This is a genomic window from Cohnella rhizoplanae (genome assembly GCF_948329515.1).
Classification (GTDB): Bacteria; Bacillota; Bacilli; order Paenibacillales; family Paenibacillaceae; genus Cohnella; species Cohnella rhizoplanae.
In genome coordinates, this window is sequence record NZ_CAOJCN010000015.1 from 99,951 (window position 1) to 125,630 (window position 25,680).

The 25,680-nt window shown below is 64.2% G+C and carries 13 protein-coding genes; 4 read left to right on the forward strand and 9 right to left on the reverse strand.

The genetic code is table 11. The annotated features are described in order from the left end of the window. Positions 1–16: 16 nt before the first annotated feature. From PQG80_RS20320 to PQG80_RS20330, 3 genes are all read right to left on the reverse strand, one after another. Entirely contained in the window at positions 17–481 is a 465-nt protein-coding gene (locus PQG80_RS20320; protein WP_271753349.1) for a DinB family protein, read from the reverse strand. 143 nt (positions 482–624) lie between these two features. Further along, complete coding sequence (locus tag PQG80_RS20325) at positions 625–1,305, reverse strand: class I SAM-dependent methyltransferase (RefSeq protein WP_432432786.1); 681 nt, start codon at positions 1,303–1,305, stop codon at positions 625–627. A gap of 286 nt (positions 1,306–1,591) precedes the next feature. After that, on the reverse strand, positions 1,592–4,465 hold the full coding sequence (locus PQG80_RS20330) for a family 78 glycoside hydrolase catalytic domain (RefSeq protein ID WP_271753351.1): 2,874 nt from the start codon (positions 4,463–4,465) through the stop codon (positions 1,592–1,594). Between the two features lie 554 nt (positions 4,466–5,019). On the opposite strand from PQG80_RS20330, the gene PQG80_RS20335 reads away from it, so the two are divergent. Continuing rightward, positions 5,020–5,931, forward strand: coding sequence for an AraC family transcriptional regulator (locus PQG80_RS20335; RefSeq protein ID WP_271753352.1), 912 nt, complete (start codon positions 5,020–5,022; stop codon positions 5,929–5,931). 87 nt (positions 5,932–6,018) lie between these two features. Here the strand turns inward: PQG80_RS20335 and PQG80_RS20340 are convergent, their stop codons facing one another. Further along, a complete protein-coding gene (locus PQG80_RS20340; protein ID WP_271753353.1) occupies positions 6,019–8,766 on the reverse strand; it encodes a glycoside hydrolase family 2 protein in 2,748 nt (915 codons plus the stop codon). 148 nt (positions 8,767–8,914) lie between these two features. On the opposite strand from PQG80_RS20340, the gene PQG80_RS20345 reads away from it, so the two are divergent. Together PQG80_RS20345 and PQG80_RS20350 are read left to right on the forward strand one after the other, a co-directional pair. Then, complete coding sequence (locus PQG80_RS20345; RefSeq protein ID WP_271753355.1) at positions 8,915–9,940, forward strand: substrate-binding domain-containing protein; 1,026 nt, start codon at positions 8,915–8,917, stop codon at positions 9,938–9,940. 68 nt (positions 9,941–10,008) lie between these two features. Further along, positions 10,009–10,425 carry a pyridoxamine 5'-phosphate oxidase family protein gene (locus tag PQG80_RS20350; protein ID WP_271753356.1) on the forward strand — a complete coding sequence of 139 codons (417 nt, stop codon included), beginning with the start codon at positions 10,009–10,011 and terminating at the stop codon, positions 10,423–10,425. 794 nt (positions 10,426–11,219) lie between these two features. On the opposite strand, the gene PQG80_RS20355 is transcribed toward PQG80_RS20350, so the two are convergent. Together PQG80_RS20355 and PQG80_RS20360 are read right to left on the reverse strand one after the other, a co-directional pair. Then, positions 11,220–11,786, reverse strand: coding sequence for an NUDIX hydrolase (locus tag PQG80_RS20355; protein WP_271753358.1), 567 nt, complete (start codon positions 11,784–11,786; stop codon positions 11,220–11,222). Continuing rightward, the gene (locus tag PQG80_RS20360; protein ID WP_271753360.1) at positions 11,783–12,580 is read right to left on the reverse strand and encodes a Cof-type HAD-IIB family hydrolase; all 798 of its coding nucleotides are present in this window, start codon (positions 12,578–12,580) and stop codon (positions 11,783–11,785) included. The genes PQG80_RS20355 and PQG80_RS20360 overlap by 4 nt, the downstream gene beginning before the upstream one ends. A 172-nt stretch (positions 12,581–12,752) precedes the next feature. Between PQG80_RS20360 and PQG80_RS20365 the strand changes: the two genes are divergently transcribed. Continuing rightward, on the forward strand, positions 12,753–14,327 hold the full coding sequence (locus PQG80_RS20365; protein ID WP_432432784.1) for an MDR family MFS transporter: 1,575 nt from the start codon (positions 12,753–12,755) through the stop codon (positions 14,325–14,327). A 162-nt stretch (positions 14,328–14,489) separates the two neighbouring features. On the opposite strand, the gene PQG80_RS20370 is transcribed toward PQG80_RS20365, so the two are convergent. The 3 genes from PQG80_RS20370 to PQG80_RS20380 all read right to left on the reverse strand — a co-directional run bounded on the left by PQG80_RS20370 (position 14,490) and on the right by PQG80_RS20380 (position 25,482). Beyond that, positions 14,490–15,065: a 5' nucleotidase, NT5C type gene (locus PQG80_RS20370; protein ID WP_271753363.1), complete on the reverse strand. Its 576-nt coding sequence runs from the start codon at positions 15,063–15,065 to the stop codon at positions 14,490–14,492. Between the two features lie 180 nt (positions 15,066–15,245). Beyond that, positions 15,246–24,896 carry a fibronectin type III domain-containing protein gene (locus PQG80_RS20375; protein ID WP_271753364.1) on the reverse strand — a complete coding sequence of 3,217 codons (9,651 nt, stop codon included), beginning with the start codon at positions 24,894–24,896 and terminating at the stop codon, positions 15,246–15,248. Then, positions 24,880–25,482 (reverse strand): cupin domain-containing protein, encoded by a 603-nt coding sequence (locus tag PQG80_RS20380; RefSeq protein ID WP_271753366.1) that lies wholly within the window; start codon positions 25,480–25,482, stop codon positions 24,880–24,882. Before PQG80_RS20380 ends, PQG80_RS20375 begins: the two co-directional genes overlap by 17 nt. Positions 25,483–25,680: the final 198 nt, after the last annotated feature.

Genomic DNA, 25,680 nt, shown 5'->3' on the forward strand with positions numbered 1-25,680 from the left:
ATTATTAAACGTATGGTTAATCCAAGTGCAGCGCCAGCAAATGATGCTCCAGATGACGTACGTAATCGTCCGCCCACAGCTCGAGCGTGACCGTCGTGCCGTCCGGACGCAAGAACGTCCACGACGCGGATCCCTCCGGCAGGCCTTCCCATATGTCGGCGATGCGCGCATTCAGCGCCAGCCACAGATTCAGCACATGGTCGTACGACGCTGCCTGATAGCGCTGGCCGCTCACCCAGTCGTCCTGCGCGTACGGCGACAGCGGCACCGGCTGCGGTTCGATCCGGATCCGCACGAACCGCATCAGATTATGCAGCGCCGAGTCGCACAGATGTCCGAGGATCTCGAGCTGGGACCACTTGCCCGGACCCGGCCGCGCCTTCAGCTCCTCCTCGGACCGGTCGGCCAATAGCGGCGGCAGCTCCCGGACCCACCTGCGCAGCCGCGCTTCCGCCTCGCGCACCGTCATCGTTGTCGTCATTCAAGTTCGCCCCTCTTCCACGAGAATATGAACTTGATTGTAGCGAATCCGGCGGCGGCGCAGGATGAATATTATCGATGGCCGCCATCGGCGGAGCCGATGCGGCGCGTACGGGGCGGCCATGCATCGATAACCATTTACGCTCAGGCGGACGCCGGGTTCGGCGCTGCCAAGATGACGTACTGATACGCCGTCGCCTCGCGCTCGAGGAAGCCGCAGAGCCGGTGCTTGGCGCAGAGCCCGAGCAGATCGGCCAGAAGCGGCGCATAGGCGTCCATCCGGACTTCCGCTCGCTCGACCGTCGTTACCTCGTACCCGCAATCCACGAACATCCGCACGATCTCGCCGAGCGTGAAGAAACGCAGATGCGTCTTGTCCAACAGCATGCGGTCCTCATAGGCGAAGCTCCCGGCGAGCAGCGGACCGAGCACGCCGATATGCGCCAGATTCGGCAGGCTCGCGAGGATGGTGCCACGCGCGGCCAGATAGGGCTTGATTTTGCGCAGCACGGTTCGCGGATCGGCCAGATGCTCCAGCACGTCGCCGAATACGATACAGTCGAACTGACCGGCGCGATAAGGCAGCTCGAGCGTAGCGATATCGCCGGCCAGTACATGGTCGAGCTTGGTCCGCGCAGTCGCCGCCGCATCCGGATAAGCCTCGATGCCGCTCACCCGTATGCCTTTTTCCTTGATGAGCGCGCCGAGATCGCCCTCCGAGCAGCCGACGTCGAGCACCTCCCGCCAGTCGTCCCGCACATGCTTGAGCAGATGGGGGTTCGCGCCCCCGCGATCGCCGGCCGGCTTTTGCGCGCACTTCTTCATCGTGCCTTCTTGCGTCGCGCGGCTCATGTGCATTCCTTCTTTCCGTCGTTAAATAGATCTGGATCACGGTATTCACCATGATATGAGCGAGGCCGGCCAGCCTATTCTTCCTGCGGCGAATTCCTGCGCTTGCAAGCGCGCGCGGCCGCACAGGCGCTGCCAAGTGAAAAAGCCCCCTCGGCAGGCAGGTTACGTCACCTGTCTGCCGGGGAGGCTTTGCATGATCTTGCTTGGAGCGCGCCTACGCGGAGTCCATGCCCGTTTTTCCGCTACCCCTAGAACATCCTCAGCGCAAGTACGAGACCTGCGTGACGTCGCCTTCCATTCCGTCGGGCAGCGTTACGTTCACCTCTACGTCGTCGGGAGCCTCGATCCTCAGCTTCAGCTTGCCGGCGGACGCGACCTCCCAGCTCACCGCGATATGCCCGCCCTGCGGCAGCGGCACGACGCCCTCGGCCCAGTCGAGATCGCACGGCTGCGGCGCGACTTCGACTTTCCGCCATCCGTCCGCGCCCTTTTTCACGCCGAGAATGCTCGATCCCAGGAAGTAGGCCGGAGCCGCAGACCACGCGTGGCAGTGACTGCGGGTCAGCATGTCGGGATTGCTCCGGTTTTCGCTGAAGTTCGGGTACATCTCCCAGCAGGTCGTCGCGCCGTATCTCAGCATTTGACCGTAGTTGCGGCGAATATCGTCCAGCATCTGTCCCTGCCGGCCGGCCTGCTCGAGCGCTTCGTAGTAGAAGAACGACATGAACGGGCTGCCGATCTGCACGAACGCCGGCGGCGGCGAGATCAGATAACGTTCGATGACGGCATGTCGATCGCCCTGCGCGACGCCGCATAGATAGGCGACGACCTGCGTCTGCATGCTGTAAATGTCGGATCGGCGTCCGTCCGCGTGGATACAGTCGATATAAGCCTGTCTGCCTTCGTCCCACAGGTGCGCGTTGATCGCGGCCTCGAGACGGCCGGCGCTCTCCGCGAACGCGTCCGCTTCCTGCGCGGCGCCTGCCGCGGCGGCCAGGGCGCGAGACTCGCGCAGCGCCTTCGCGAGGAACATGTTCTGGTGCGTGACGATCCCTTCGTTCGGCTGATCGATCGGCGCCCAGTCCAGCAGGTTCCAACCCGCCATATTCAGCAGACCGCTATCGTCGATATGCTGAAGGTAATGCGTCAGCGTATGCCTCACCGAGGGCCAGATGCGGGCGGCGAAGGCGGCGTCGCCCGTATGCGCGGCGTATTCCCGGCAGGCGGTGATCCAGAAGAAGGTCCAGTTCGGGATGACGCTGCTCCAGGCGCTCGGCACCTGATCGAGATACAGCGGCGTCTCGTCCGCCGATCCCGGCACGAGATTGAGGCAGCGCTCCACGATATCGGTCGCCCCGAACACGTAGTAGTTCACCAGCGCCTCGTTGCGGCTGTCGCCTACCCAGAATACCTGCTCGTAGGCCGGGCAATCGACGAACGTGTCCTCCATGCACAAGCGGGTCGTGTGCCGGCTAATCTCCCAAGCCTCGTTCAGCAGCGAGTCCGAACAGCTGAAGCTGCCGAGATTCGCGACCGGATAGGTGCTCTGATGGATGAATATCTCGTGGAGCTTCACCGGCTCGCGGTTGCCCCGCACGGTCAGGTATAAGTAACGGAATCCGCGCCGGACGGGCGACAGGTACGATTGCCGGCCTTCTTTGCAGACGTAGCGGAACGTGTTCTCCAGCCCGTAGGTGTGCTGGGTGTAGCCCTCCCGCATGTATTCCACGCCGTAAGCGTCGATGATCGTGCCCGCCGGCGCTTCGAGCTCAAAGCCGACGAATCCGGAACTCTCGGCGCCCAGATCGATCACGAGCTCGCAGTCTCCATCCTCGAAAACGGGCAGCACGCCCGGCTCGGGCACCGGCAGGATCGCGTTCTGGACGGCCGGCGGCACGGCCCTGCGCTCGGCAAGCGTGCGCCAGACGTGCGCGCCGAAGACATCCTCTTCCGTATAGAGCTCCGGCTCGAACGGCTTGATCCAGGAGGCGTACGCCTGAAGCCCGGCGGCGTTCGTCGCGGCCTCGGGCAGCGCCAGGTAGTCGGGGTGATCCGTCCGCATCCGCCTGCCGGGACTGTGATCGAGAAGCTCCGCCCAGTCGAACGATCCGATCGCCGCGAGCGGCGTGCCTCCGTCCCCGGCCGGCGATCGCAGGGTAAACGCAACCTCGCCGTCGATCGCGAAGTGGTAGCTGCCGCCATGATCGCTGCTCGTGACATCGATCAGGACCAGATGCTCGCCAGCCGTCAGGTTGAGCCGGTAATACCGCTCCGGCTGGACGCCCGTCCATTCGGTCAGCTGGATGCCGTCGACCCATACGCCGTCGTTGCGTACGCCTACGGGGAATCCGAGCGTTAATTCGCCGCCCTGCTCCAGCGCGACGATCGTTGCCACGTAGCCGCAGTACTCCACCCGGTTGGCATGGTCGACGCTGGCTGGCACCATCTGATTGCGCAGATCCAGCGCGGCCGCGTACTTCGGCGCCTTTACCCGGCTGAGCGAACGGATCGCGGCCGGATACAGCTTTTCTTCCGTCAGAAAAGGAATGTCCCGCTCCACGAGCGACGTCCAAGGCGCCATGCCCGCCTGGCCGATCGCCTGCGCCTGCGGCCACGCGCTGTCGTCGAATCCCGCTTCGGTCCAGCCTTCCTGGAGCTCCCTCGCGTCTACGACCTCCGCGAACGCCTGCTGGCACGCCATTCTCGGCGAATTCGACCGCTGCCCCCCGAGCCGCTCGGTCCGCCAGCCGCCGTCCGTCGTCGCCAGCACGCGCCCTCCGGCTTCAACCTCCGCGATCAGTCCCCCGCGTCCGCGCAGGTAATAGAAGTTCGACACGCCGAAATGCAGCACGAGCACCGCGATCGAATTGCTCGCGCCTGGGCGCAGATAACCGCCGATATCGTAAGAATCGTAAAACTGCTCCTTCGGCCAGGAGCGCACCGGTCCGCGTCCGACGCGCTCGCCGTTCACGTACAATACGTACCGCGAATCCGCCGTGAGATGCAGCATCACCGGGCCTTCGACCGACGCGGGCGCGTCGAAGCTCCCCCTGAAGCACCGCCACTCGTTGCGCGGACTCTCCTTTTCTCCTCCCCAGATCCACGAAGCGTTCCAAGTTCTGCCTGCTGCCATCGCGCTGCCTCCATCCCCGGCCTTCGGCCGAATGTCTTCATACCCTTCATTGTAGCGGCGCGTCCGCTCAAGAAAAGGGTTGATCCTGCCATCAAGACGGTGTATCCTGCCAACAGGAGGAGCGATGGGAAAGAATCGCGTGCGGGGCTTGGCGATGCTGGGGCGCGTGGCGCCATCGCCTTCACTACGAGAGGCGATTCGGCTCGCGCAGCCGCTGTCGGCGCCATCGCCTTCACTACGAGAGGCGATTCACCACGCTGAGCCCCTGTTGGCGGCATCGCCCTCACTACGAGAGGCGATTCGGCTCGCGCAGCCGCTGTTGGCGGGATTGCCTTCACTACGAGAGGCGATTCGGCTCGCGCAGCCGCTGTCGGCGCCATCGCCTTCACTACGAGAGGCGATTCACCACGCTGAGCCCCTGTTGGCGGCATCGCCCTCACTACGAGAGGCGATTCGGCTCGCGCAGCCGCTGTTGGCTTAATCGCCTTCAATACGAGAGGCGATTAAGTCTGCGGGCTCCGCGCGGAGATCATATAGGTAGGAGTGACGCCGAGATGATTAAGCGAAGAATCGAAGTAACGCCGTCGCATCTCTTTTTCGACGAGGAGCTGCCGTTCTACATTAATCGCGTGACCGAATCGTACGAGCTCGGTTATCATACGCACGAGTTCACGGAGATCAGCTACGTCGGCGAGGGCGACGGGTACCAATATATCGGCGACGAACGGCTGCATGTCCGCAAGGGCGACCTGTTCACGCTGCCGATCGGCGCGAGTCACGTCTTCCGCCCGAGATCGGCCGACGGCGGACGTCCGCTGGTCGTCTATAACTTTCTATACGACGCGGAGCGGATGTCCGCGGCGATCGGGGGCTTTCCCGGCGTCGATCGGCTGCGGCTGGCGTTGCCGTGCGTAAATCTGGCTGCGGGAGACGGCGGCTGGCGAAAGATGCAGGACCGGACGGGCGCCTTCGAAGCCTTTTTCGCGGCGGCCTATTCGGAATTCGCCGGGCGGCGGGCCGGTTACCGGACGCGCATCTACGCGTTGTTCGTGGTGCTGCTGACCGAGATGGAACGCAGGCTCGCGGACGAACGAGACGAGACAAGCGCAGGTCATGCGGGCGGGCTGGAGGATGCGCTTGCCTTCATCCGCGCCTCCCTCGGTTCGCCAATTACGGCAGCGCAAGCCGCCGAGGCTGCCGGCATGAGCGAGCGGCATTTCTACCGGTTGTTCGCCAAGGCGACCGGACTCACCTTCGGACGTTACGTCCAGCGGCTGCGGATCGAGCGGAGCTGCGAGCTGCTGCGGCGCACGCGCCTCTCCGTCCAGGAGGTGGCGGAGGCGGTGGGCTATCAGGATCGCGGACATTTTCTGAATGTGTTCAAAAAAATAACGGGGCTCGCGCCCCGTGCGTACCGTTCTTCCGATGATGCGAGGCTGGAGGATGGGGTGGCCGGGGCGAAGTAAGAGCGGTCGAGGTTATTCCGCCGATCTGACGCCGGACAAGCCGGCCCGCTCCGCCGATCAGCGCCTCCGATCCGCCCGCAGCCGCGCCTAGAAGCTCCGGAATGCCAGCTCCGGCAGCTCGTCCTCCGCTCCCGCGTCGCCGGCCAGAAATCCGCCCGCGCGCTTGCGCCAGCACGTGACCTCGATCTCGCGGCTCTCGCCGGGCAGCAGCGTGAAGTACAAGTCGTCGGCCGCCATCCACCAGCCGTTCGTCATCTCCTCCGCTTGCACGTGCAGCGCGGCAAGATCGCCCCCGTTGGAGAGTTTATAACGCCGCGTCACGGCTTGAAGCCACCCGCCGTTCTTCCCACCGGCCGCGTCGCCGTCCGTACCGCTGTCTATCCCGCAGTCCGCATCGCAGGCGGCCCCCCCTGCGTTCCCACCCGACACATCGCCCGCTTCCGCCCACTCGCCAAGCGGCGTCGCCGACAGCCTCGCTCCCGCCGATCCCGCCAGCGCGGGCGCATAGACCTCCCGCTCCAGCGTCGAGAAGAAATAGTCGTTCGCGTGCAGCGCCTCGCCGCCCGCATCGAGCAGCTCGAGCCGCAGCAGGAACAGCTCGCCGAAGGCCTCCGTCACCAGCGTATGCAGCTCGCCCGCCTGCGCCGTATGCTCGCCGTCCACGTACACGGCGTCCGACTGCTCGTGCAGCAGCGCGCCGTCCATTCCGAGCAGCCGGCTCCGCACCGTCAGCCCTTCCGCCGCCGCATGGGCGCCCGCGAACAGCTTGACCTCGAACGTTTCCCCCGTGCGAAAGTTCAGCCGCTTGTACTCCGCCGACGCGAAGAAAGGGCTGAACGCCCGGCGCGTCCAATAATAGGCCATCTTGCCCTCGCCATAATAATCGACGAGACTCGTGCTCGACGCGTTCGGGTACGGCTCGTTCAGCTGCCAGATGACGCTGCCGCTGTTCTTGAACTGACGCCGACGGTTCGCCTCCAGCACGAAGCGCAGCCCCTCGGCCTGGATCCACTGGCTGGCGCGGCTGTAGACGCCGAGCTCTGCCACCGCTCCCTCGCCGAACAGCTCAAGATCCCGCTCGTACGTATCCCACCATTCGCCGTGATGCCGCCAGACGATGCTGTCGTTCATCGAGACCGGGCGCAGCTCGGATTCCGGCAGGAACTTGCGCAGGCTCTTGACCGCGCTCGCGCCGTCGACCCCGAACTCGCTGTGGAACAGATTGTCCACGTCCGCATACAGCTCGTAGTGGTCCGGATTGCCCTGGTATTTCCAATGTCCGTGCACGTCGTGACTGACGCCTTTCTCCGGCGTGATGTACTGCACCGGCCCCGAAGCCGACGTCGGCAGGAACAGCCGCCGAGGGTCATGCTCGCGCACGAGCGCCTGCAGCATCGCGAGGTTCTCGTCCTCGTAGGTCGAAGGCACGTTCGGCGCGCTCATCAGCTCGTTGCCGCCGCTCCAGACGGTCAGCGAGACGTGGTTGCGCTTCGCCTTCAGGGCGCTGACTGCGGTGAACCGTATCAGCTCGAGGAACTCCGGCCGCTTGGACGGCTCGTTGTCGATACCCGAGCTCGACTGGATGAACTCCTGCCAGACGAGGATACCGTGGCGGTCGCACAGGTCGTAGAACAGCTCCTTTTCGATAATGCCGCCGCCCCAGACGCGCACCATGTTCACGCCCGCGCGCTTCATGAGCAGTACGTAATATTCGTATTGCTCCGGCCTGACGTTGCCGTACAGATGATCGAGCGGCGTCATGTTGACGCCACGGACGTAGATCCGTTTGCCGTTGACGACAAACGTATAAGGCAGCGCCTCTGCGGGACTCTCTTCGTTCTGCCCGTACGACAGCGAGCGTAGGCCCGTCCGCAGGACGCGCTCGTCCATGATGGCGCCGTCTGCCAGCAGCGTGAGCCGCACGCCGTACAGCGGCTGGTCGCCGTAGCCGTTCGGCTGCCAGAGCCGCGCCTGCGCGATCGGAATGCGCAGCTCTCCCGTCCCGCCGTCCGCCCCGATCGGCGTCTCGACCCGCGCGGCCTGCGCGCCGTCAGGTCCGGACACGTCGACGCGCAGCGTCAGGCCATGGAGTCGCCCCGCTTTTCCGCCTGCGCGATCCTCGTCCGTATCTCGCTTTTCGCCGTTTGCCGCCGCATCCGCCATCCCGAACGCCCGCGCCGTCGCCGACGCGAGGATTTCTCCCGTACCGCCCGCAGGATCCGCGTCCGTCGTCACGGAGACGTCGTCCAGCGTCCATGCTTCGTGCATGCGCAGCAATACGTCGTCCCAGATGCCGATATTAACGAGCCGCGTGGAAAAATCCCATTTATAGTTGAACCTGCTTTTTTGCGTATGCGTATGCGAGGTCAGCCCAATCTGCGCCATCTCGTCCGGCGCGTGCTTGAACATGACGGTCACTTCCAGCCGGTCCCGCGTCCGCGCCGCCTCGGTCACGTCGAAGACGGCCTCGTGGTACATGCCCTTGTGCTCGCCGAGCAGTTTGCCGTCCACGTAGACCTGCGCCTCGTAATCCAGCCCTCTGAACACGAGCTCCGTCCTGCCGCTCCCCGTGTCTGGGCATGCGAACGAAGCGCGGTACACCCACCACCGGTTCTCGACCCACTCGCACTTCCAGCTGTTCAGGCCGTACCACGGGTCCTCTATCAGCCCCGCGCGCAGCAGGTCCGCATGAACGCCCCCCGGCACGGTCGCGGGCAGCCAGTCGGTCACGCCGAGCAGCTCCTGTCCGATCTCCATGCTGCTGACCTTCAGCGGCACCCAGGGCCAATACCCCTTAACCTCCCAACGTTCCCCGTTCAACGACCGTTCCTTCATCTCTCGATCCGCCCCGTTCTTGACCCAATATGATGATCTATCGCACATCATAGAGCATTGCCATCCTTGCATCAATTGACAAACCGCTTGACAAACTTCAGAGTGTAAAGCAGCAAGAAGACAACGACGAACGCGAGGCGGACGGCAGATGGGCGACAAAGTATCCATGCAGCGGATCGCGGACGAGCTGGGCATCTCCAAAAATGCCGTATCCCTGGCCCTGGGCGGCAGGCCCGGCGTGAGCGGACCGCTGCGGGACCGCATATTCGAGACGGCGAACCGGCTCGGATACCGGGCGAGGGCGGACAAGGAAGGCCGGCGCACCCGCAATTTGCTGGTACTCATTCCGAAGTATATCCGGCATGACCAGGGCTTTTACCGGGAGATCTACTGGGCAATCGATAGGCGGGCGAAAGAAACCGGGTGCACGGCGGTGCTATGCGAGATTACGGAGGGGATGGAGGAGGCCGACAGACTGCCCGAAGAGTGGTATCAAGCCGTCTGCGAAGGGCTGCTGCTCATCGGCGTGTTCCGCGAATCCTATGTGCGGCATCTGCTGGATCTCGGCGCGCCGCTCGTGATCGTCGATCACGAATACGACACGCTGAAGATGGACGCCGTCGTGACGGCGAACACGACCGAAGCTTACCGGATCGTATCGTACCTGATCGGTCTCGGCCACCGGCGGATCGGCTTCATCGGCGCGATCGGCATGACCCGAAGCTTCATGGAGCGCTGGCTCGGGTACTGCCAGGCGATGAGCGAGGCCGGGCTCGCCATTCCGGAGGCGTATTGCTTGACAGGAGCCGCCCCGCTCGCGACGCTTCATTCGCAGCCCTCCGAGGTACAGGCATGGCTGGAAGGGCTGGACGGCTACCCGACCGCCTGGTTTTGCGCCAACGACCGCATCGCCGTCAACCTGATCGAGATGCTGTCGGCGATGGGCGTGCGAATCCCCGAGGCGCTCTCCGTGGCGGGCTTCGACGATATCGAAGAAGCCGCGCGGTCCGTGCCGCCGCTAACGACCGTGCAGGTGCAGCGCGAGCAGCTCGGTTACGAGGCCGTGGACTTCCTCATCCGCAAGATCGACTACGGCGGCAATCCGACCAAGTTGTCCATCTACGGCGCGTTTATCGAGCGGGCATCCTGCGCCCGAGTTGGCGGCGAAACGTAAAGTAGGGTTGGTCTCCCCCGTTATCGGGTACGATAATCGGAGACTAATCTGGACAGGAGTGGATGCCAATGAGCGATCTGGAGAAGAAAATCGCCGAAGCGTTGGAGAAATACAAGTTCGGGGCGTTCGCCACCGTCCATGACGGCCAGCCTTCGCTGCGTTACATGCGCGTGTTCAGCGACGGCCTGACGATCCTGCTCGCGACGCACCGCGACACGCACAAGGTCGACGAGCTTGAAGCGAATCCCAAGGCGTCCCTGCTGCTCGGTCTTGAGGGCCGGCTGTGGCCGGGCACGATCATCGAGGTGCAGGGCGAAGTGTCGATCTCGACGGACGAGGAGCTCAAGTCGGACGTGTGGAAAGGCTACTTCGAAAAGTGGCTCGACGGGCCGCAGGACCCGGACTACGTCATCCTGAAGCTGAAGCCGACCTTGATCCTGTTCACGGAAAAGGATGGGGAACAGCAGGCTTGGCGACCGGCGTAAGCCGACGTTCAAAAGGCGAGGCCGAAGCCGCGGAAACGCGACTTCGACCCCGCCTTTTTTCGTGCGCATCCGGTCAGCATTCCGCCGCCCTGGATCTTCTTATCGGTTACCGCCGACAGTAACGCTGCTTTTCGAGGTAACTCCGGTTTAAACCCCGTCAACGCTGGCAGTTACGCTGCTTTTCGAGGTAACTCCGCCGCAAGACCTGTCACCGCCGGCAGTTGCGCTGTTTTTCGAGGTAACTCCGTCGCAAACCGGGTCCCCGCCGGCAGTTACGCTGTTTTTCGAGGTAACTCCGGTTTAAACCCCGTCACCGCAGGCAGTTACGCTGTTTTTCGAGGTAACTCCGGTTTAAATCCCGTCACCGCAGGTAGTTGCGCTGTTTTTCGAGGTAACTCCGGCTTAAACCCCGCCAACGCACGCTGTTACGCTGTTTCCCGAGGTAACTCCGGCTTGAACCCCGCCAACGCACGCTGTTACGCTGTTTCCCGAGGTAACTCCGCCGCCAACACCTTCGAATGCTGATAGTTACGCTGTTTTTCGAAGAAACTCCGCCGCAAAGCCCGTCACCGCCGGCAGTTACGCTGTTTTTCGAGGTAACTCCGGTTTAAACCCCGTCACCGCAGGTAGTTACGCTGTTTTTCGAGGTAACTCCACCGCAAACTCCCGTCACCCCACGCAGTTACGCTGTTTTTCGAGGTAACTCCTCCCGCAAATCCCATCACCGCCGGCAGTTACGCTGTTTCCCGAGGTAACTCCACGTTATACTCCCGCCAACGCCGGCCGAGCCACCCTCAGCACCTGAACAGCCCGTACCCGGGCAGCGGCACGATCGGCGCTTCGTCGACGGCCAGGCCCGCGGACGTACCTCGCTTCATGGCCACGTCGACGAGCCAGCGCGTGAACGGCGCGACGTTCATGGTCTCCATCTCCTCCAGCGAGTAGAAGCCCGCCACGTCCACCTCGACGCCGTCCGGCACCGGCTCGCCGCCGACGTAAGCCATCGTGAAGGCCACGTACAGATTGTGCACGGCCCGCGGCTGGTCGCGCAACGCGGCGATGCCCGTGACGGTCGCCTCGATGCCGGTCTCCTCGAGCACCTCGCGCCTCACCGTCTCGTGGATCTGCTCCAACTGCTCCGCGTACCCGCCCGGATTCGTCCAGTACCCTTTGCCCGGCTCCTGCGCCCGCCGCACCAGCAGCAGCTTGCCTTCCCGCTCCACGAGCGCGCCGACGCCGATGCTGTAGTTGCCCCAATGCACGAAGCTGCACGCGGTACAGGCGCGCCGCGGCGTGCCGTCGATCTCGCGCGTCTCCATCGCGGAGCCGCACGACGAACAAAACTTCACCTCGCTGCTCATACCGTCGCCTCCTTGCCTTCCTTGATACAGCCCGCATAGACCAGCCCTTGACGGATGCCGCCTTCGTCCGCGCGCGCCGTCACATAATCCGCGTGCGCCAGCAGCTCCGGGTGGCTGTTGCCCATCGCGATGCCGAGGCCGACGAGCTCCAGCATCTCCTTGTCGTTCAGCCCGTCGCCGAGGGCAACCGCCTCCGCCGCCGGAATGTCGAGCGCGTCCAGCATCGCCTGGATGCCCTCGGCCTTGGAGCCCGTATGCGGTAGCACGTCCAGCGCATTCGGGTGCCAACGGATGAACCGCAGGCCCGGCAGCTCCGGCAGATAAGCAGACTCTTCGCCGTCCCCGCAGTGGAGGAACACCTGATAGATGCCCTCTCCCCGCCAGAAGTCGGCATTGAAGCCCGGCCGCTCCACCTTCAGCGTATCGACGGCCGTCCACACGCCGGCATCGTCCTCGCGATTCGTATTGTAGGCCGCCTTGCCCTGGAATACGAGCGGATGCCCGGCGCGTCCTGAGAGCTCGACGAGCTTCTCCAGATCCCCAATCGGAATCTTCCTGTCGTATATTTCCTTGCCCTTGTACACGACGTAGCCGCCGTTCAAGCTGACGAAGGATTCGATATCGAGCTCCTCCAGCAGCCATTTAAAAAAGTACGGCGCGCGCCCGGTCGCGATGACCGGTTCGATGCCGTTCGCCTTAAGCTCGTCGATCGCCAGGCGCGTATCCTCGGGAATTCGCTTTTCCTCGTCCAGCAGCGTCCCGTCGATGTCGAAAAACACGATTTTGCGGCTCATGATCGCTCTCCATCCTGCCTCTGTCTATTGAGAATCCATTCTTCCTATCATCTAACAAAATCGTCCCCGCGTAAACGGAAATCTCGCGGTTACTGACAGACTGTTGTCAACGACGCTCCCATACAATGAGTACAGACAGCGAGATCAGACAGAACCAATTCAGCGCAAAGGAATGATTCAAGTGGCACGGAACACGCAAAACACCGGCATCGTCATCGCAGGGCTGCTGCTCTCCATCCTGATGGCCTCGATGGACAACTCCATCACCGCGACCGCCATGGGCTCGATCATCGGCGAACTGGGCGGACTGGACAAATTCGTTTGGGTCACGTCGGCCTACATGGTCGCGGAAATGGCGGGCATGCCGATCTTCGGCAAGCTCTCGGATATGTACGGACGCAAACGCTTCTTCGTCTTCGGCATCGTCTGCTTCATGCTCGGCTCGGCGCTGTGCGGGACGGCGGATTCGATCCTGCAGCTCAGCTTGTACCGCGCCGTTCAAGGCATCGGAGCTGGCGCGCTCGTGCCGATCGCCTTCACGATTATGTTCGACGCGGTTCCTCCGGAGAGCCGCGGCAAGCTCGGCGGCCTGTTCGGGGCGGTGTTCGGCCTGTCGAGCATCTTCGGCCCGCTGCTCGGCGCTTATATTACCGATCACATCAGCTGGCAATGGATCTTCTACATCAATCTGCCGCTCGGGCTGATCGCCTTCGCGATGATCGCGCTCTTCTATAAGGAGTCCGCGCAGCACGCCCGGCAGGTCATCGACTGGACCGGCGCCGCCTCGCTCGTCGGTACGATCGTCTGCCTCGTGTTCGCCATGGAGCTCGGCGGCAAGACCTTCGCCTGGGACTCCGCTCCGATCCTGGGCCTGTTCGGCGGATCGGCCGCGCTGGCGCTGCTGTTCGTATGGGCGGAGCGGCGCGCGGCCGAGCCGATCATCTCGTTCGCGATGTTCCGCAGCAGGCTGTATGCGACCAGCAACGCACTGGCCATGCTGAGCGGCGCCGCCTTCATCACGGCGTCCGTGTATATCCCGATCTATATGCAAGGCGTGCTGGGCGGCTCCGCCACGAACTCGGGCATGGTCCTGCTGCCGATGATGCTCGGCACGGTCGTGACGGCGACGCTGGGCGGCAGCCTGCTGAATAAGTTGTCCTACCGCACGATCCTCATCCCCAACGTCGTCATCCTCGTCGCCGGCATCGCGCTCCTCACGACGCTCACGGCCGATACGTCACGCTGGATCGTCACGATCTACATGGTGCTCGTCGGACTGGGCGTCGGCGCGACGTTCTCGGTGCTGGGCAACGCCGCGATCCATGCCCTGCCGGCGAACAAGCGCGGCTCCGCCAGCTCCACGCTGAACTTCCTGCGGTCGCTCGGCATGACGCTCGGCATCACGGTGTTCGGCATCATCCAGAGCCATGCGATGGCCCGCAGGCTGTCGGACGCGATGGGGAGCGGCTCCGCGAACGGCAGCGCAGGCACGGGCGAATCGGGTGGAGCGCCCGCGGCAGGCCTGGATCTGAGCGACCCGCATGCGCTCATGGAGCCGGCGGCCCGTTCGCTTATCCCGCATGATCTGCTGGGCAAGGTGGCGGACGGACTCTCCTCCTCGATCTCGCTCACCTTCATGTGGAGCCTGATTCCCGCCGTGCTGGCGCTGGCCGCGGCCCTCCTTATGAGTCGCGAGCGCATGGATCCCGCCGCAGAGGCGGAAGCGAACGCGGCTGCGCAGCACTAGTCCGCACGGCAAAGAGCCCGTATACGCCAAGCAGGCGCATACGGGCTTCTTTTTGCGAGAATGGCGGCAATAGACCGGCAATCAGGGCTTCCTCGTGAACCGCCGTGGACGTGCGGAAAAAGGCAGCCATCGCCATCTCCTTGTAACTTCATCCGTTATCCGTTATTTAAGCGGGGCAATATTCAACAACCCCAACAATTCGCCCCACGAATGAATGCGCGGCGCGTCCAGATGGCGGTTGTAAGGCTGATCGCGGATGTATACGTTCATGGCGAGCTCGGCGAGAGTATCGAGAACCGCGGGCTTGTCGTCGAAGTAATAGTCGAGCGCCAGCTCTCGGATGACGTCCACCTTTTCCGCGTCCCCCATGCCGCAGTAGAATCTGCCCGGGCCTACGGGGAAACCGGCCGCAGTCAGCCATTCCAGCGTCTGATCGCAGTGTCCGGCGCTTCGGGCCGTGATGTAATAAATCTCGTGTCCCTGCCGATCGAGCTCGCGCAGCGCCTCTACCGCGTCTGGATAGGTCGGGCAATCGCTGAAGTATATCTCCTCGCGAAGCTCGCCCCACATCCGCCTGCCCTCCTCCGCGGTCATGCCGAAGGCCTCATGGATCGGTATGCAGTTCAGCTCGCGCATGCGCGCGATATCGACCTGCGTGCCGAGCTTCTTGTTGTACAGCTGAAAGGCGTGCTCGCGCAGGTTGATCAGCGTGTCGTCGATGTCGAAGCCGAGTCTCATGAGCGTTCTCTCCGTCTGTATGGATTTATCTGCTCATTTTATCAAATAGACGCGCGTCTTCCTAATGAGGAAGCGGACAGAGGCGGACGCGGTCAGCGAGCGAAGTGCTGCCTTGGGGAAGCACAGGCAGCATGGAAAAGAACCCCGACCATAAAGGCTCGGGGTTCGCTTGCTTGCGTTTTAGGACTTTTTGGCGATGCGTCCGAGCGCATCCAGCGCGCGAAGCACGACGGTCGCGGATTCGCCGCGCGTAGCCGTAGCGCCTGGGTTGAGCTTGCCGCCGCTGCCCTTGAGCAGCCCGCTCTGAACAGCGTAGGCGACCTGCATCCGCGCCCAGCCGGATACGTCTGCGCCGTCGCGGAGGTCTCCGAGCAGCTTGTCGGGATCCAGATCGTCCGTGACGATGCCGAGCGCGCGGTACAGCATGACCGCCATCTCCTCGCGCGTGATCGGATCGCTTGGCCTGAACTTGCCGTCCGCCCCCTTCACGATGCCGGCCGCGGTCGCAGCCGCGACGGCTTCCGCGTACCAGGCATCCGCCGGCACATCGGCGAACCGCTCGGCGGCAATGCCAGTTCCGGCTCCGCCCGAGAGCAGCGGCAGCACGAGCTTGACGAACTCGGCCCGCGTCACGCTGCCGTTCGGGCGGAACGTGCCCGCCGGATCGCCGCTCACGATCCCCCGTGCCGCGAGCACCTCCACGTCCACGCGACTCCAGTGACTTGCAAGATCGACGTACGAGTACTCGGCGATCAGCACCGCGTACACGCCCGGCTCCGTCACCTCCGTCTCCACGCTGCCCGAAGCGCCGTCGACGATGCCTCCGGCATACGTCCACTTGGTCTTGTCGCTCGCGTGTTGGCGGTACAGCCCAAGCTTGCGCGGATCCGCACCCGCCAGCTTCGCGGCGTCATAAGCGATCGTCAGCTTACCGGGTCCCGCGAGCTTGGCGCCCGTCTCCAGCTTCCAATCGTAGACGTCCGACACCGGCTTCAGATGCGCATCCGCCGGCGCCGGCGAACCGGACACCTTCGCAGCCGTCACCTTCTTGGCCGCCCCAGCCGCGCCGCCGCTGCCCGGCAGCCGCAGCTTCAGCTTGCCGCCGAAGAAGCTGAGACTGCCGCCTTCGGCACCGATGTCTCCGCTCTCGGCATCGGGATCCTGCGTCTGACCGCCCCCGCCCGGATTGCCCGGACCGCCGCCGGTACCGCCGCCCGCCGCCTTCGTCGTGACGAACAGCGTCTGCGCAGGAGACTCGTTGCCCGCGTAGTCGACCGTCCAGACGCGAATCTCGTAAGAAGTGGCCGGCGCGAGCCCGGCGATCGCGTACTTGCCGACTCCCTTGGCTACCGCGACCGGCGCCATCGTCAACTCTTGCCCCTCGGCCGCCCACTGCAGACCGATACCGGACAGGTCGCCGTCGGCCGGATCCTGCCAGGTCAAGTTCACCGCGTCTGCATCAGGCGTTACCGTGCCGATGACCGCCGGTCCCGGAGGCGCGATATCGAGCGATTCCGGTTGCGCGGCCGCAGTTCCTGCCGAGGTCTTCGCGATGCTGTAGTTGCCTGCGGCGTCATAAGCGCGCACCTCGATACTATACGAAGCATTGGCGCCTAAGCCCGCGAGCAGGGCATATTGCTGGCCGGCCGGCACTTCGACCGACTGCTCGCTGCCTGCTCCCAGCATCTTATACGCAACGACGATCTTCGTCGTATCCGGATCGGATGCGTTCTTCCAGGTCACCAGCGCCTGATCGCCGTCCGCTTCCGCGGCGAGCGACGTCACGGCCGCCGGCGGCGTCGTATCCGCAGCCGTCACGACGACGTCGGTCTCGTACGCTTCGCCCAGCGGAATGCCCGCATAGCTCTGCAGCGCCGCGTCGATCCTGACTGTGTACGCGCGGCCCTCTTCCAGCGTTTGCTCCGGCGCGAACCGGACGCGTCTCGCAGCCCCGTCCTCAGTCGGCTCTACTGATGTCCAAGTACCGGCTACCTCGCTGCCGTTCCCGGCATCGATCACCTTCAGCAGGTCGGAGCCGATCGCGTCGCCCTTCACGTGGCGGTCGAACAGCACGTCGACAGACGCGCCGCCCGGCGCAGCCTCGACCCGCACCGGCTTCGCCGGCAGCGTCGAGATCATCGCCACGTTGACGTCGAAGTGCGGCGGCAGTACCGTGAGTTCCTCGCTCTCTGCGGGCAGATAGCCCTCCTTTTCGAAGAGCACCTTCCATTTGCCCTTCGGCACGTCCCACGCGTACCGGCCTTCGGCATCCGTATAAAGCGGATTGTCCTGCCCGTACCAGCCGGCGTCCCAGACATCCCAGCGATTCGTATCCTCGTTCCGGCGCAAGACGGTGGCCTTGACGCCCTCGATCCGCCGGTCCTCCGTCACCTCGTAAGCGTAGCCGCTCGGATCGTAGATCCATTCGGGATCGGCGATCGGCTTCTTCGGCTTTTTCGGAATCTTGCAGTACGGATTGCTGTCGATATCGCGGTTCAGGTCGGCGACCATGCCGGCCAATTGACCGTCGAGCACCTTGCCCGCCGCGTTGCTCACGAGGAACAGCGCGATCGTGCCGAGTCCGAACGTGGCCGGACCTGCGACCGCCCCGGCGACCATGATCGCCGCCTTGGTCAGCTCGACCGCGATCAGGTGGTTTTTCAAGAAGTTGATATGGTCCATGTACGCCGGCACAAGGTAAGGATCGCAGTAACGCGATACTTTATCCATCAAATACTCGAGATCCGCGAGCGTATCTCCGCTGCCTCTGCCGTCGTAGATGCTGTAGGCCGCGTCGATCGTCTTCCAAGTGTTTTCTCCCGCCGTAGACTCGAACGCCATGGCGACCCTCGCGGCCACGACGCGCACCGCGCCGTTCAGCGCTTTGACTTCCGCGGTCTTCTTGCCTTTGCCGCCAAGCCCGGAGATTAGATCGGCATAGGCTTGATTCTCGGCGCCGGCCGACAGGAGGGCCATGGCCTTGCCGGCATCCAATCCGGCGGAGAACTGGTCCTCTGGCAGGTAACCGGTCATCTCGAGCCGGAGGACGCCGCCCGAGAACGACTCGGTCAGCTTCACGCCGTACGCCGGTACGCCCGTCTCTTGCTCGATCCTGAGATCGTTCGCATTGGGCGCGTACGTCGTCCGCTCCAGAGAAGCGTTCAGCGTGAGCTTCGCCGATCCGATCGACGCAGGCAGCTTGCCTTTGTAAGACAACGACTGCCTGGCGTCCCCGTTGGTCCGCGGCGATACGACCAGATCCTCCTTGACCGCGTCGCGGAATGCCGGAGGCAGTCGGTCCTTGATCTCCGTCGGCGTCGGCACCGTTTCGTCCATACTGGCCGGCGACTCGCGCGTCCCGTAATCGACGCCGATGGCGCCCGGATCCTGAATGCCGCTCAGCACCGCCGTGAAGACGCCGTCCTTGAGGCTGGCGGGTACGCGGGTCTCGCCGATGTAGAACGCGACGTCACGGGCCAGCTCCGGATGGTTGAACTTGAGCGTGAGGATGAAGGGCAGCCCCGGCGCGAATACGTACGGGAACCGCTGCTCCCCTCCGCGAGGGTCCAGCCGGATCGTCCGGCCGTCGCTCTGCTTCATCGTGAATTCGATCGGCTCCGCGATCCCCTCGTCGAAGCTGACGCCCGCCGCATCGCTGCGCCAGGTCTTCCCGCCAAGCGTCGCTGAGGCGCGAAGCTGCCAGTCGGCCGTCTTGCCTTCGCCCGGCATCTCGACGGCGGCGGTCCACCTCCCGTTCGGCGCTGCGTCGGCCGTACCGACGATCTTATCGCCGGCCTCCACGATGACCCGGCTCCCGCCCGGCGCCGAGCCCGTCGCGATAAACGAGCGGAATGCCGTCCGGCCCGGCGCGGAGATCGTGACCTGCGAGAGGCTGGCCCTCGCGGTGCCGAGCTCCTCCTCCTGCTGGACGCCCCCGGCCGAGTACCGGATGCGCGGCGAGACGTCCAGCTCGCGCGCTTGCGGCTCATCCGCGATCCGCAGCTGATATTGCACCGTTCCCGTCCCCTTGGCCGCGATCGCCCCCAACGGCAAGAGATAGCGGCCGTTGTCTAACGACGGCGTCACGGGCTTGCCGTTCCAGACGACGCTGTCCGGCACGAGCGCCGTCTCCGCGGGCACGTCGAGCACGAGGACCGCGCCGCCGACCTGTGCGGTCGAAGCGTTGGCATATGCCGCGCGGACCTGAAGCGCCGTCCCCGGACCCGGCCGGCTCGTGCCGAGCAGCACGGCGTTGCCGATCTGTCCCGCGAACGCGCCGCCCTGCGCCGGCTTGAGCTCGCCGAGATCGATGGCATCATGATCCGCCACGGTAAAGGTCCGGATCAGCGACCTGCCGCCGCCGGCCGATACGCGAAGTTCATAGGAACCCGCCCCGGGCAGATTGAGGGTGAACCTGCCGTCCTGCGGCGCGCCCTCACCCTTCACATAAGAACGGTTCGCGCCGTCGATCCGGTAGACGGTGAGCGTGGCGGGAACGTCCGATAGCTTACCCGTCGCTTTGCTGATTTTGTTCTCCAGCCGGATAACGACTTCGCCTTTCAGGTCGTTGCCGATCGCCGTAGGGACGCAAACGCTGGTATAGCCCGCCTCGGCCCCGTCCGCGCATATCGTTACGGACTGTCCTGCCTCCGCCTCCACGAGCATCGGATTACCGCCGCTCACCATGCCGCCCCGCGCATAGACGCGATAGTGAACCATCTCGCGCCAATCGAGGTCGTACGGCCCGATCCAAGTGCCGTTCTCCGCCTCGGTATACAGGTTCACCCTGACGATGGCGGGGATGCGCCGCTTGTATTCGATGTTCAACGTCTGCGTCTGCCCGGCCGCGAGCTCCGTCTTGATCCATCCGGAGCTGAACGAGCCTGCGGCCAGCGCCTGTACGTAGACCTCGCCTGCCGGCGCACGCAACGTGTACTTGCCCGCGTCGTTCGTTTGGGCTCTATAGTAGCTGCCGCTCAGCGTAACTTGCACCGTAGCGTCGCGAACCGGCTTGCCCTCCATGTCGCTGACCTGGCCGGTCAAGGTCGCGTCGGTCTTCAGCGCCGGGGCCAGTTCGACCCGGTTGCGGCCGCTGACGAGGGTCAGCGTCTGCTCGAGCGGCGCATACAGCGCGTTCCCGGGGACGGCCCGGATCGTGACGGTCTTACCGATCATCCCCTTGAAAGCCGGGAAGGTGAGGCTGCCGTTGCCAGGCGTGACGCCGGATGCGAGCGGCGCGCCCGAAGCGTCCGTAACGAGCACCATCACGCCCGATGCGGAGCCTGTCGGATAAGACACGGCCAGAGACAACTGCGCGGGCAGCTGCGGCATCGCCGAGGCGTCGTGATTGCCGCCGGTCTCGACCGCGATCGGGGCGACCTGCGATTCCTCGAGCAGATCGATGCCTCCGGCGCCGATGAGCGTCAGCTTATAATCGTCGGCTGCCGGCAGACCCTTGAAGCTCGCCGCGAGGGCGCCGTTCAGCGTGACCGTCCGGTATGCGGCCGCCTTTTTGCTGTAAAGGGTGAGCAAGCTGTCGAACGCGACTTCGGTTCCGGTGTCGAGCGTTACCAACACCGTGCCGCCGACCGCGATGGGCTTTTGCAGCGCCTCTTTTTCATACGTTTCGCTTTCGTAAGCCATCGTGCCTTTTAACGAATCCAGGCTGGCCGCGAATTTGGGTATGATCAGCGTTCCTTCGTATATGCCTGCCCGCGCGGTTTCGAGGAGCTCCGTATCCGCCGTCCTGGCGATGCCGTCTTTGTCCGTATAGGACAGCGTCGCATTCGCCTCGGCGCCCGAAGGGGCGGCCATCTTCAGCGCGATCGCATCCTCCTGGCCGGCATGCTGCCGGTTGTAGAACGGCATCGCGTACGTGAACGAAGCGATTCCCGTCCCTCCGACCGCGATGCTCTTCTCTACGGAATACGGCGACTCCGCCCCTTGCGCGTCCAGACTGCGGACGGCATAGGCATACGTCCTGCCGGGCAGCGCCGTCCGGTCGGCGTATCCGCGCGCCGCAGGGTCGCTCACCGTCGCGAGCGTCGTCCATTCGCCGCCTTCCGTCTTGCGCGCCACGCGGAACGCCGCAATATCGGCGCCAGCCGGCGGCTCGCTCCAGGAGAGCCGGACCTCCCCGTCCTGGAGCGTCACCGTCAGGTCCGCGAGTCCCGTATCCGCCAGCGTACGCACGGCCGCGGTCGGCCCTGCGGTCGTCCATGCGCCGCCGGCCGCCGAGGCCTGGACCTTGAAGGTATAATCCGTCGCGGGCGAGAGCCCGGTCACGACGGTCTCGAGCGTGCCGGCCGGCACCTCGACCGGAGCCGGGCCGCCCTCCACGCGGTAGCCTCCCGTCGCGTTCGCGGCGGCGGTCCACGTCAGCTTGACGCTGTTCTTGCCGATATCGGACGCCGTCAGCGCGCTGCCTGCGGGCCAGCTCGCATCCGGCGCCGCCGCGGCGATACGCTGAAGATACAGGCCGTAGCTGTATTCCGCGCGTTCGCTGCCGCGAACCATGTTCATCATGGTCGACATATACGCGGACCGCGTGCCGTCGCCGCTCAAGAAGCTGTAAGATGCGGACGATGACGCGGTCAAAGCCGGATCGTACGGCTGGCTGACGAGCGTCGCTTTCTTGCCGATGCGGTCCCACAAATATACCCTGGTAAAATTGCCGGAAAGGCCTGGCACGATGTTTTTCCCCGACGACTCGAACAGCACGTGACGGCCGTCATCGGTAATATCGGAGGCGGTCAAATAATCGAGCGTCATCCCGCTTCCGTCCGGCACATCGATCAGGCGCCCCGGGATCGTCCCCGCGGGCGCTCCCGCGTCAAAAACGTAGGTCTCGTACTGGTTGTTCTGCAGCGTAATGTCAAAAACCGCGATCTTGCCGGAGCCATCGAGAAACACCGAGCCTGCATATTTCCGGTCCTGGATCATCCCGCTTAGCCAGACGAGCTTCTTGTCGTCCGGGTCATGCCAATCGTACCAGTAGATATCCGACGAGCTGCTGTCCGTATCCTCTTCGTCGAAGGAAGTATACGTATTGAACGCGATCGTCTTGCCGTCGGCGCTGAGATCCATCGACATGCCCGATACGCCCGGCGACTTGCCGTTCGGCAGCACCAGCGCCTCCGGCTCGCGAGCCTCCGTGCTCATGACGATATTGTAGTAGCTCGTGCCGGCCGGCGGCTCATCCACGAGATTTTTAGCGTTCGTGTTGAAAATAATCGTGCTGCCGTCGGCGCTGATGAGCGGACCCGAGCTGTCGCCGTTCGCCTGCCCGCCGTTGACGTAAGGCGTGCTGATCTTGGACAGGGAAGTATCCCCCGGCTCGTCGAACGTTCCGTTGCCGTTCACGTCCCGGTCTGCCAGGAAAACGTCCCATTTGCCGTTCGTATCGGGCGCGTCCTGGAGCAGGTTGGAGGCCGCGGAGCCGAAGACGATGTACCGTCCGTCCGCGCTGATCGAGGCGCCGCTCGAATTGCCGTTGCCCAGCTTGCCGTCCCAGGTTCGGCTAATCAAACGCACCGATCCGAGCTCCGCATCGTAGAGGTAGAGCTGCGTGGCCGAAGTATACGAATTGTAGGGCGCCGTCCTGTCGTCCTCAGGCACCAGGAAGTGCATGTCGCTCGTAAAAAGCGTGTAGCGGCCGTCGCCGTTCATGGCGGCCACGCGGCCGTTCTGGCTGCCCGCCGGGCCGCCGGTGCCGCGCAGCACGTCCATGCGCACGATCGCCGGACCGGCCGGCATCCTGGCGCGCGTCCACTCGCCCGCGCCGACGTTGCCGTCCCCGTCGACGATCGCCACGGCGAAGTCGTAGAACTCGCCGTTCTCCAGATTCGGGACAAGCGCGGAGACGACGCTCTTCGGATACAGCGCCGATTCGTAGACCGCGCCGCCGGGCTTACGCCAGCGCACCTTCGCGCCGACGATATCCCGGTCCCCCGGATAGCTCCAGTTGACCTGCGCCCCGCCCAGCACCGGCACGACCGCAGCCGCCGATGCTCCCGGCGCATCCGTCTCCTTGGCGGCAAGCGTCCGGGCCTCGATCTCGGGCGACCAGTCCGACCAGGCGTAGCCCGCGGCGCCCGCCGCCACTTGGTAGCGGTGCGCCGATCCAAGACCGAGACCGTCTGCCGCGAACGAAGTGCCTGTCACGATTCCCGCGATGCGTCCGTCCTGCATCACTTTGTAGTAGGCGGCGCCTGGCGCTGCCGGCCAGCTCAGCGCGACATAGCTGCCGCCCGGTTCTGCCGAGACAGCCGCGCCTTCCGGCCAAGCCGGCGCTTCGGCGCCCGTATTCAACGCGACGGCGTAGATGTCCCTGTACGCGTCCATATCCGCCGCATCGCCCATATTCGTCGCGGCCGTCTCGAACACAAGCGTGCCGCCGTCCGCGCTCAGCGTCCCCCTGTCCGCCGGCTGGTCGGCATTGGCGCCGCCCGCCGTCTTGCTGACCCATAGCGTCGTGCCGGCGATCCTGTCGCGCACGTACACGTCGGTACGTCCGGCGTCGGCGTCGTCGTATGCGCCGTCCGTATGGAACGAGACATAGCGGCCGTCCGCGCTGATCGACGGATCGTACGCGTCGACGCCAGGCTGCGCGCCGGCGCCGTTCACGCTGACCAGCTCCGTCGTCCCGGTCTGCCGGGCGTAGACGTATACGTCCTGCGAGGGCTTCGTATCGGCCGAGACGATGTTGTTCGCCTTGGACAAGTACGCCACGTAATTGCCGTCCGCGCTGATGGCGGGGTAATAGCTGTTGTGGTTGCCCGTGGTCCCGTCCGGCGCACGGCTGATCTTCTTCATCTCGTTCAGCGCCGCATCGTACAGATAGACGTCGCGGTATTTGTAAGAGTAGTTGCCGCCGACATCGTCGGGAACGATCTCCCTGGAAAAGGAATCGAAGGCGACGAAGCGGCCGTCCGCGCTGATCGACAGCCGGGAGCGGAAGTTCTCGTAAATGTACAGCTGTCTCGCGACGAGCTTGACCGTACCGCTCCGGCGGTCAAGCAGCCAGATGTCGCAGGTGCCCTGACTGCTCGTTTTGCCCGCATATACGACATAGCGGCCGTCGGCGCTCACTTGATACGAGCTGCCCGCTCCGGCGAATTCGGACCCGGGGACGTACTGCGCGATCCGCTGCACCGTGTCCGTGCGGGCATCGTAGAGGAATAAGTCCTCGTTTCCGTTCGTATCGCCTCCGACGAGGTTTTTTGCCTTGGAGGCGAAAAGCGCGTAGGAAGCGTCGAAGCTGACATACGGCGCATAGCTGTCGCCGTCCGCCTGCGCGCCGCCCGCGCCGAGGCTGATCCGTTTCACCGTGCCGGTCTCGCGGTCCTGCAGGAAGATATCCTGCTTGCCGTTCGTATCCCCTTCGACCAGGTTGGCCGAGGCCGACGCGAAAGCTACGTACCTGCCGTCCGCGCTCACGGACGCCGACCGGCTGTCGCCGGTGCCGGGCGCCCCTGCCATCGCCGCGCTGATCTTGACAGGAAGGCCGTAAACGGCGCCGGCGATGGACGCCAAACCTTTCTCGTCCCCGTACACGCCGTCCGTCACGGACGATTCCTTGTCGAGTTCAAGCTCTCCGCCCAGCTGCTCCAGCATCCCGGAGAGCGTCGGATCCTGGACGCCGTCCGCTGCCGGCTCGGCATATGCCGACTGCCCCAGGCTCCCGGTCAACAAGACAACTGCCAGCAGCCCGGCGAGGCCCCGTTTCCAGCCCTTTTTCCATGCCTGCTTCACGGCGTGCCCCGATCGTTCCGGCTGCCCGGATCCGGATGTCCCTCCAACGCCGGCATCCCGATCAAGAAATCTCCGCATATCGCTCGCCCCCTCCTTCCTTCTCCTCCGCCTCCGAACAATAGAGCGACAGCAGCCTGCGCTCCACGCCGCGCCAACGCGCGATCCGGTACAGCAGCCCGAACATCCCCTTCTGCACCCAGACCGGCGGACCAATGAGGTAGCTCTCGCCCATTCGGATCACCACGGCCAGCTCCAGCATGCTCTTCGGCATCCCGTTCGCTCCCGTCCTGCCGTCGCGGGCCAGACCGTACTGCATCCTTAAAAACTTCTCGAAGCTGCGCGCCGGCAGCACCTTCACGCGGAACACGATCTCCGCATTTTCCTGATTGTAAAATCGATGCTTCGAGCCCAAGGGCGCTATCGCCTTCTGGCCTGGCGCAAGCAGAAGCGTCTTGCCGTCGCAGTCGAGCGACAGTCTGCCGTCCAGCGCCTCGAATTCCTCCTCGAACGTCGTATGGTAGTGCAGGGGCGTGCCGCCTCCCGGCTGGAGGCAGACCTCCACCCATTCGTAGGCGCCTCCCGATTCCTGCGCCGTCGTCAGGAAGGTCACGGCGTCCCCGATCTGGGGATTGCGTATCGTCCGTCGCGATGATGTTGCGGACATGTCGGATCATTCTCCTTATTTGGCGATAATGGCTATTACTAGCGTAAGTTTTAGCGGCCGATCCCACTAGTGAACAGCCGTCATCGCTTTTGTCATGCCGGTCATGACTTCTCGCGACCCGAGTCATGCGGCGCGGGACGGAAGAAACAAGCGACATGCTCATTCATGCCTTGACAGATATATATCCAATTGGATATA

Bases quoted from the DNA above. Each gene is read 5' to 3' on its own strand.
- PQG80_RS20320 (WP_271753349.1), bottom strand. From the start codon at position 481: ATGACGACAACGATGACGGTGCGCGAGGCGGAAGCGCGGCTGCGCAGG.
- PQG80_RS20325 (WP_432432786.1), bottom strand. From the start codon at position 1,305: ATGAAGAAGTGCGCGCAAAAGCCGGCCGGCGATCGCGGGGGCGCGAAC.
- PQG80_RS20330 (WP_271753351.1), bottom strand. From the start codon at position 4,465: ATGGCAGCAGGCAGAACTTGGAACGCTTCGTGGATCTGGGGAGGAGAA.
- PQG80_RS20335 (WP_271753352.1), top strand. From the start codon at position 5,020: ATGATTAAGCGAAGAATCGAAGTAACGCCGTCGCATCTCTTTTTCGAC.
- PQG80_RS20340 (WP_271753353.1), bottom strand. From the start codon at position 8,766: ATGAAGGAACGGTCGTTGAACGGGGAACGTTGGGAGGTTAAGGGGTAT.
- PQG80_RS20345 (WP_271753355.1), top strand. From the start codon at position 8,915: ATGGGCGACAAAGTATCCATGCAGCGGATCGCGGACGAGCTGGGCATC.
- PQG80_RS20350 (WP_271753356.1), top strand. From the start codon at position 10,009: ATGAGCGATCTGGAGAAGAAAATCGCCGAAGCGTTGGAGAAATACAAG.
- PQG80_RS20355 (WP_271753358.1), bottom strand. From the start codon at position 11,786: ATGAGCAGCGAGGTGAAGTTTTGTTCGTCGTGCGGCTCCGCGATGGAG.
- PQG80_RS20360 (WP_271753360.1), bottom strand. From the start codon at position 12,580: ATGAGCCGCAAAATCGTGTTTTTCGACATCGACGGGACGCTGCTGGAC.
- PQG80_RS20365 (WP_432432784.1), top strand. From the start codon at position 12,753: ATGATTCAAGTGGCACGGAACACGCAAAACACCGGCATCGTCATCGCA.
- PQG80_RS20370 (WP_271753363.1), bottom strand. From the start codon at position 15,065: ATGAGACTCGGCTTCGACATCGACGACACGCTGATCAACCTGCGCGAG.
- PQG80_RS20375 (WP_271753364.1), bottom strand. From the start codon at position 24,896: ATGCGGAGATTTCTTGATCGGGATGCCGGCGTTGGAGGGACATCCGGA.
- PQG80_RS20380 (WP_271753366.1), bottom strand. From the start codon at position 25,482: ATGTCCGCAACATCATCGCGACGGACGATACGCAATCCCCAGATCGGG.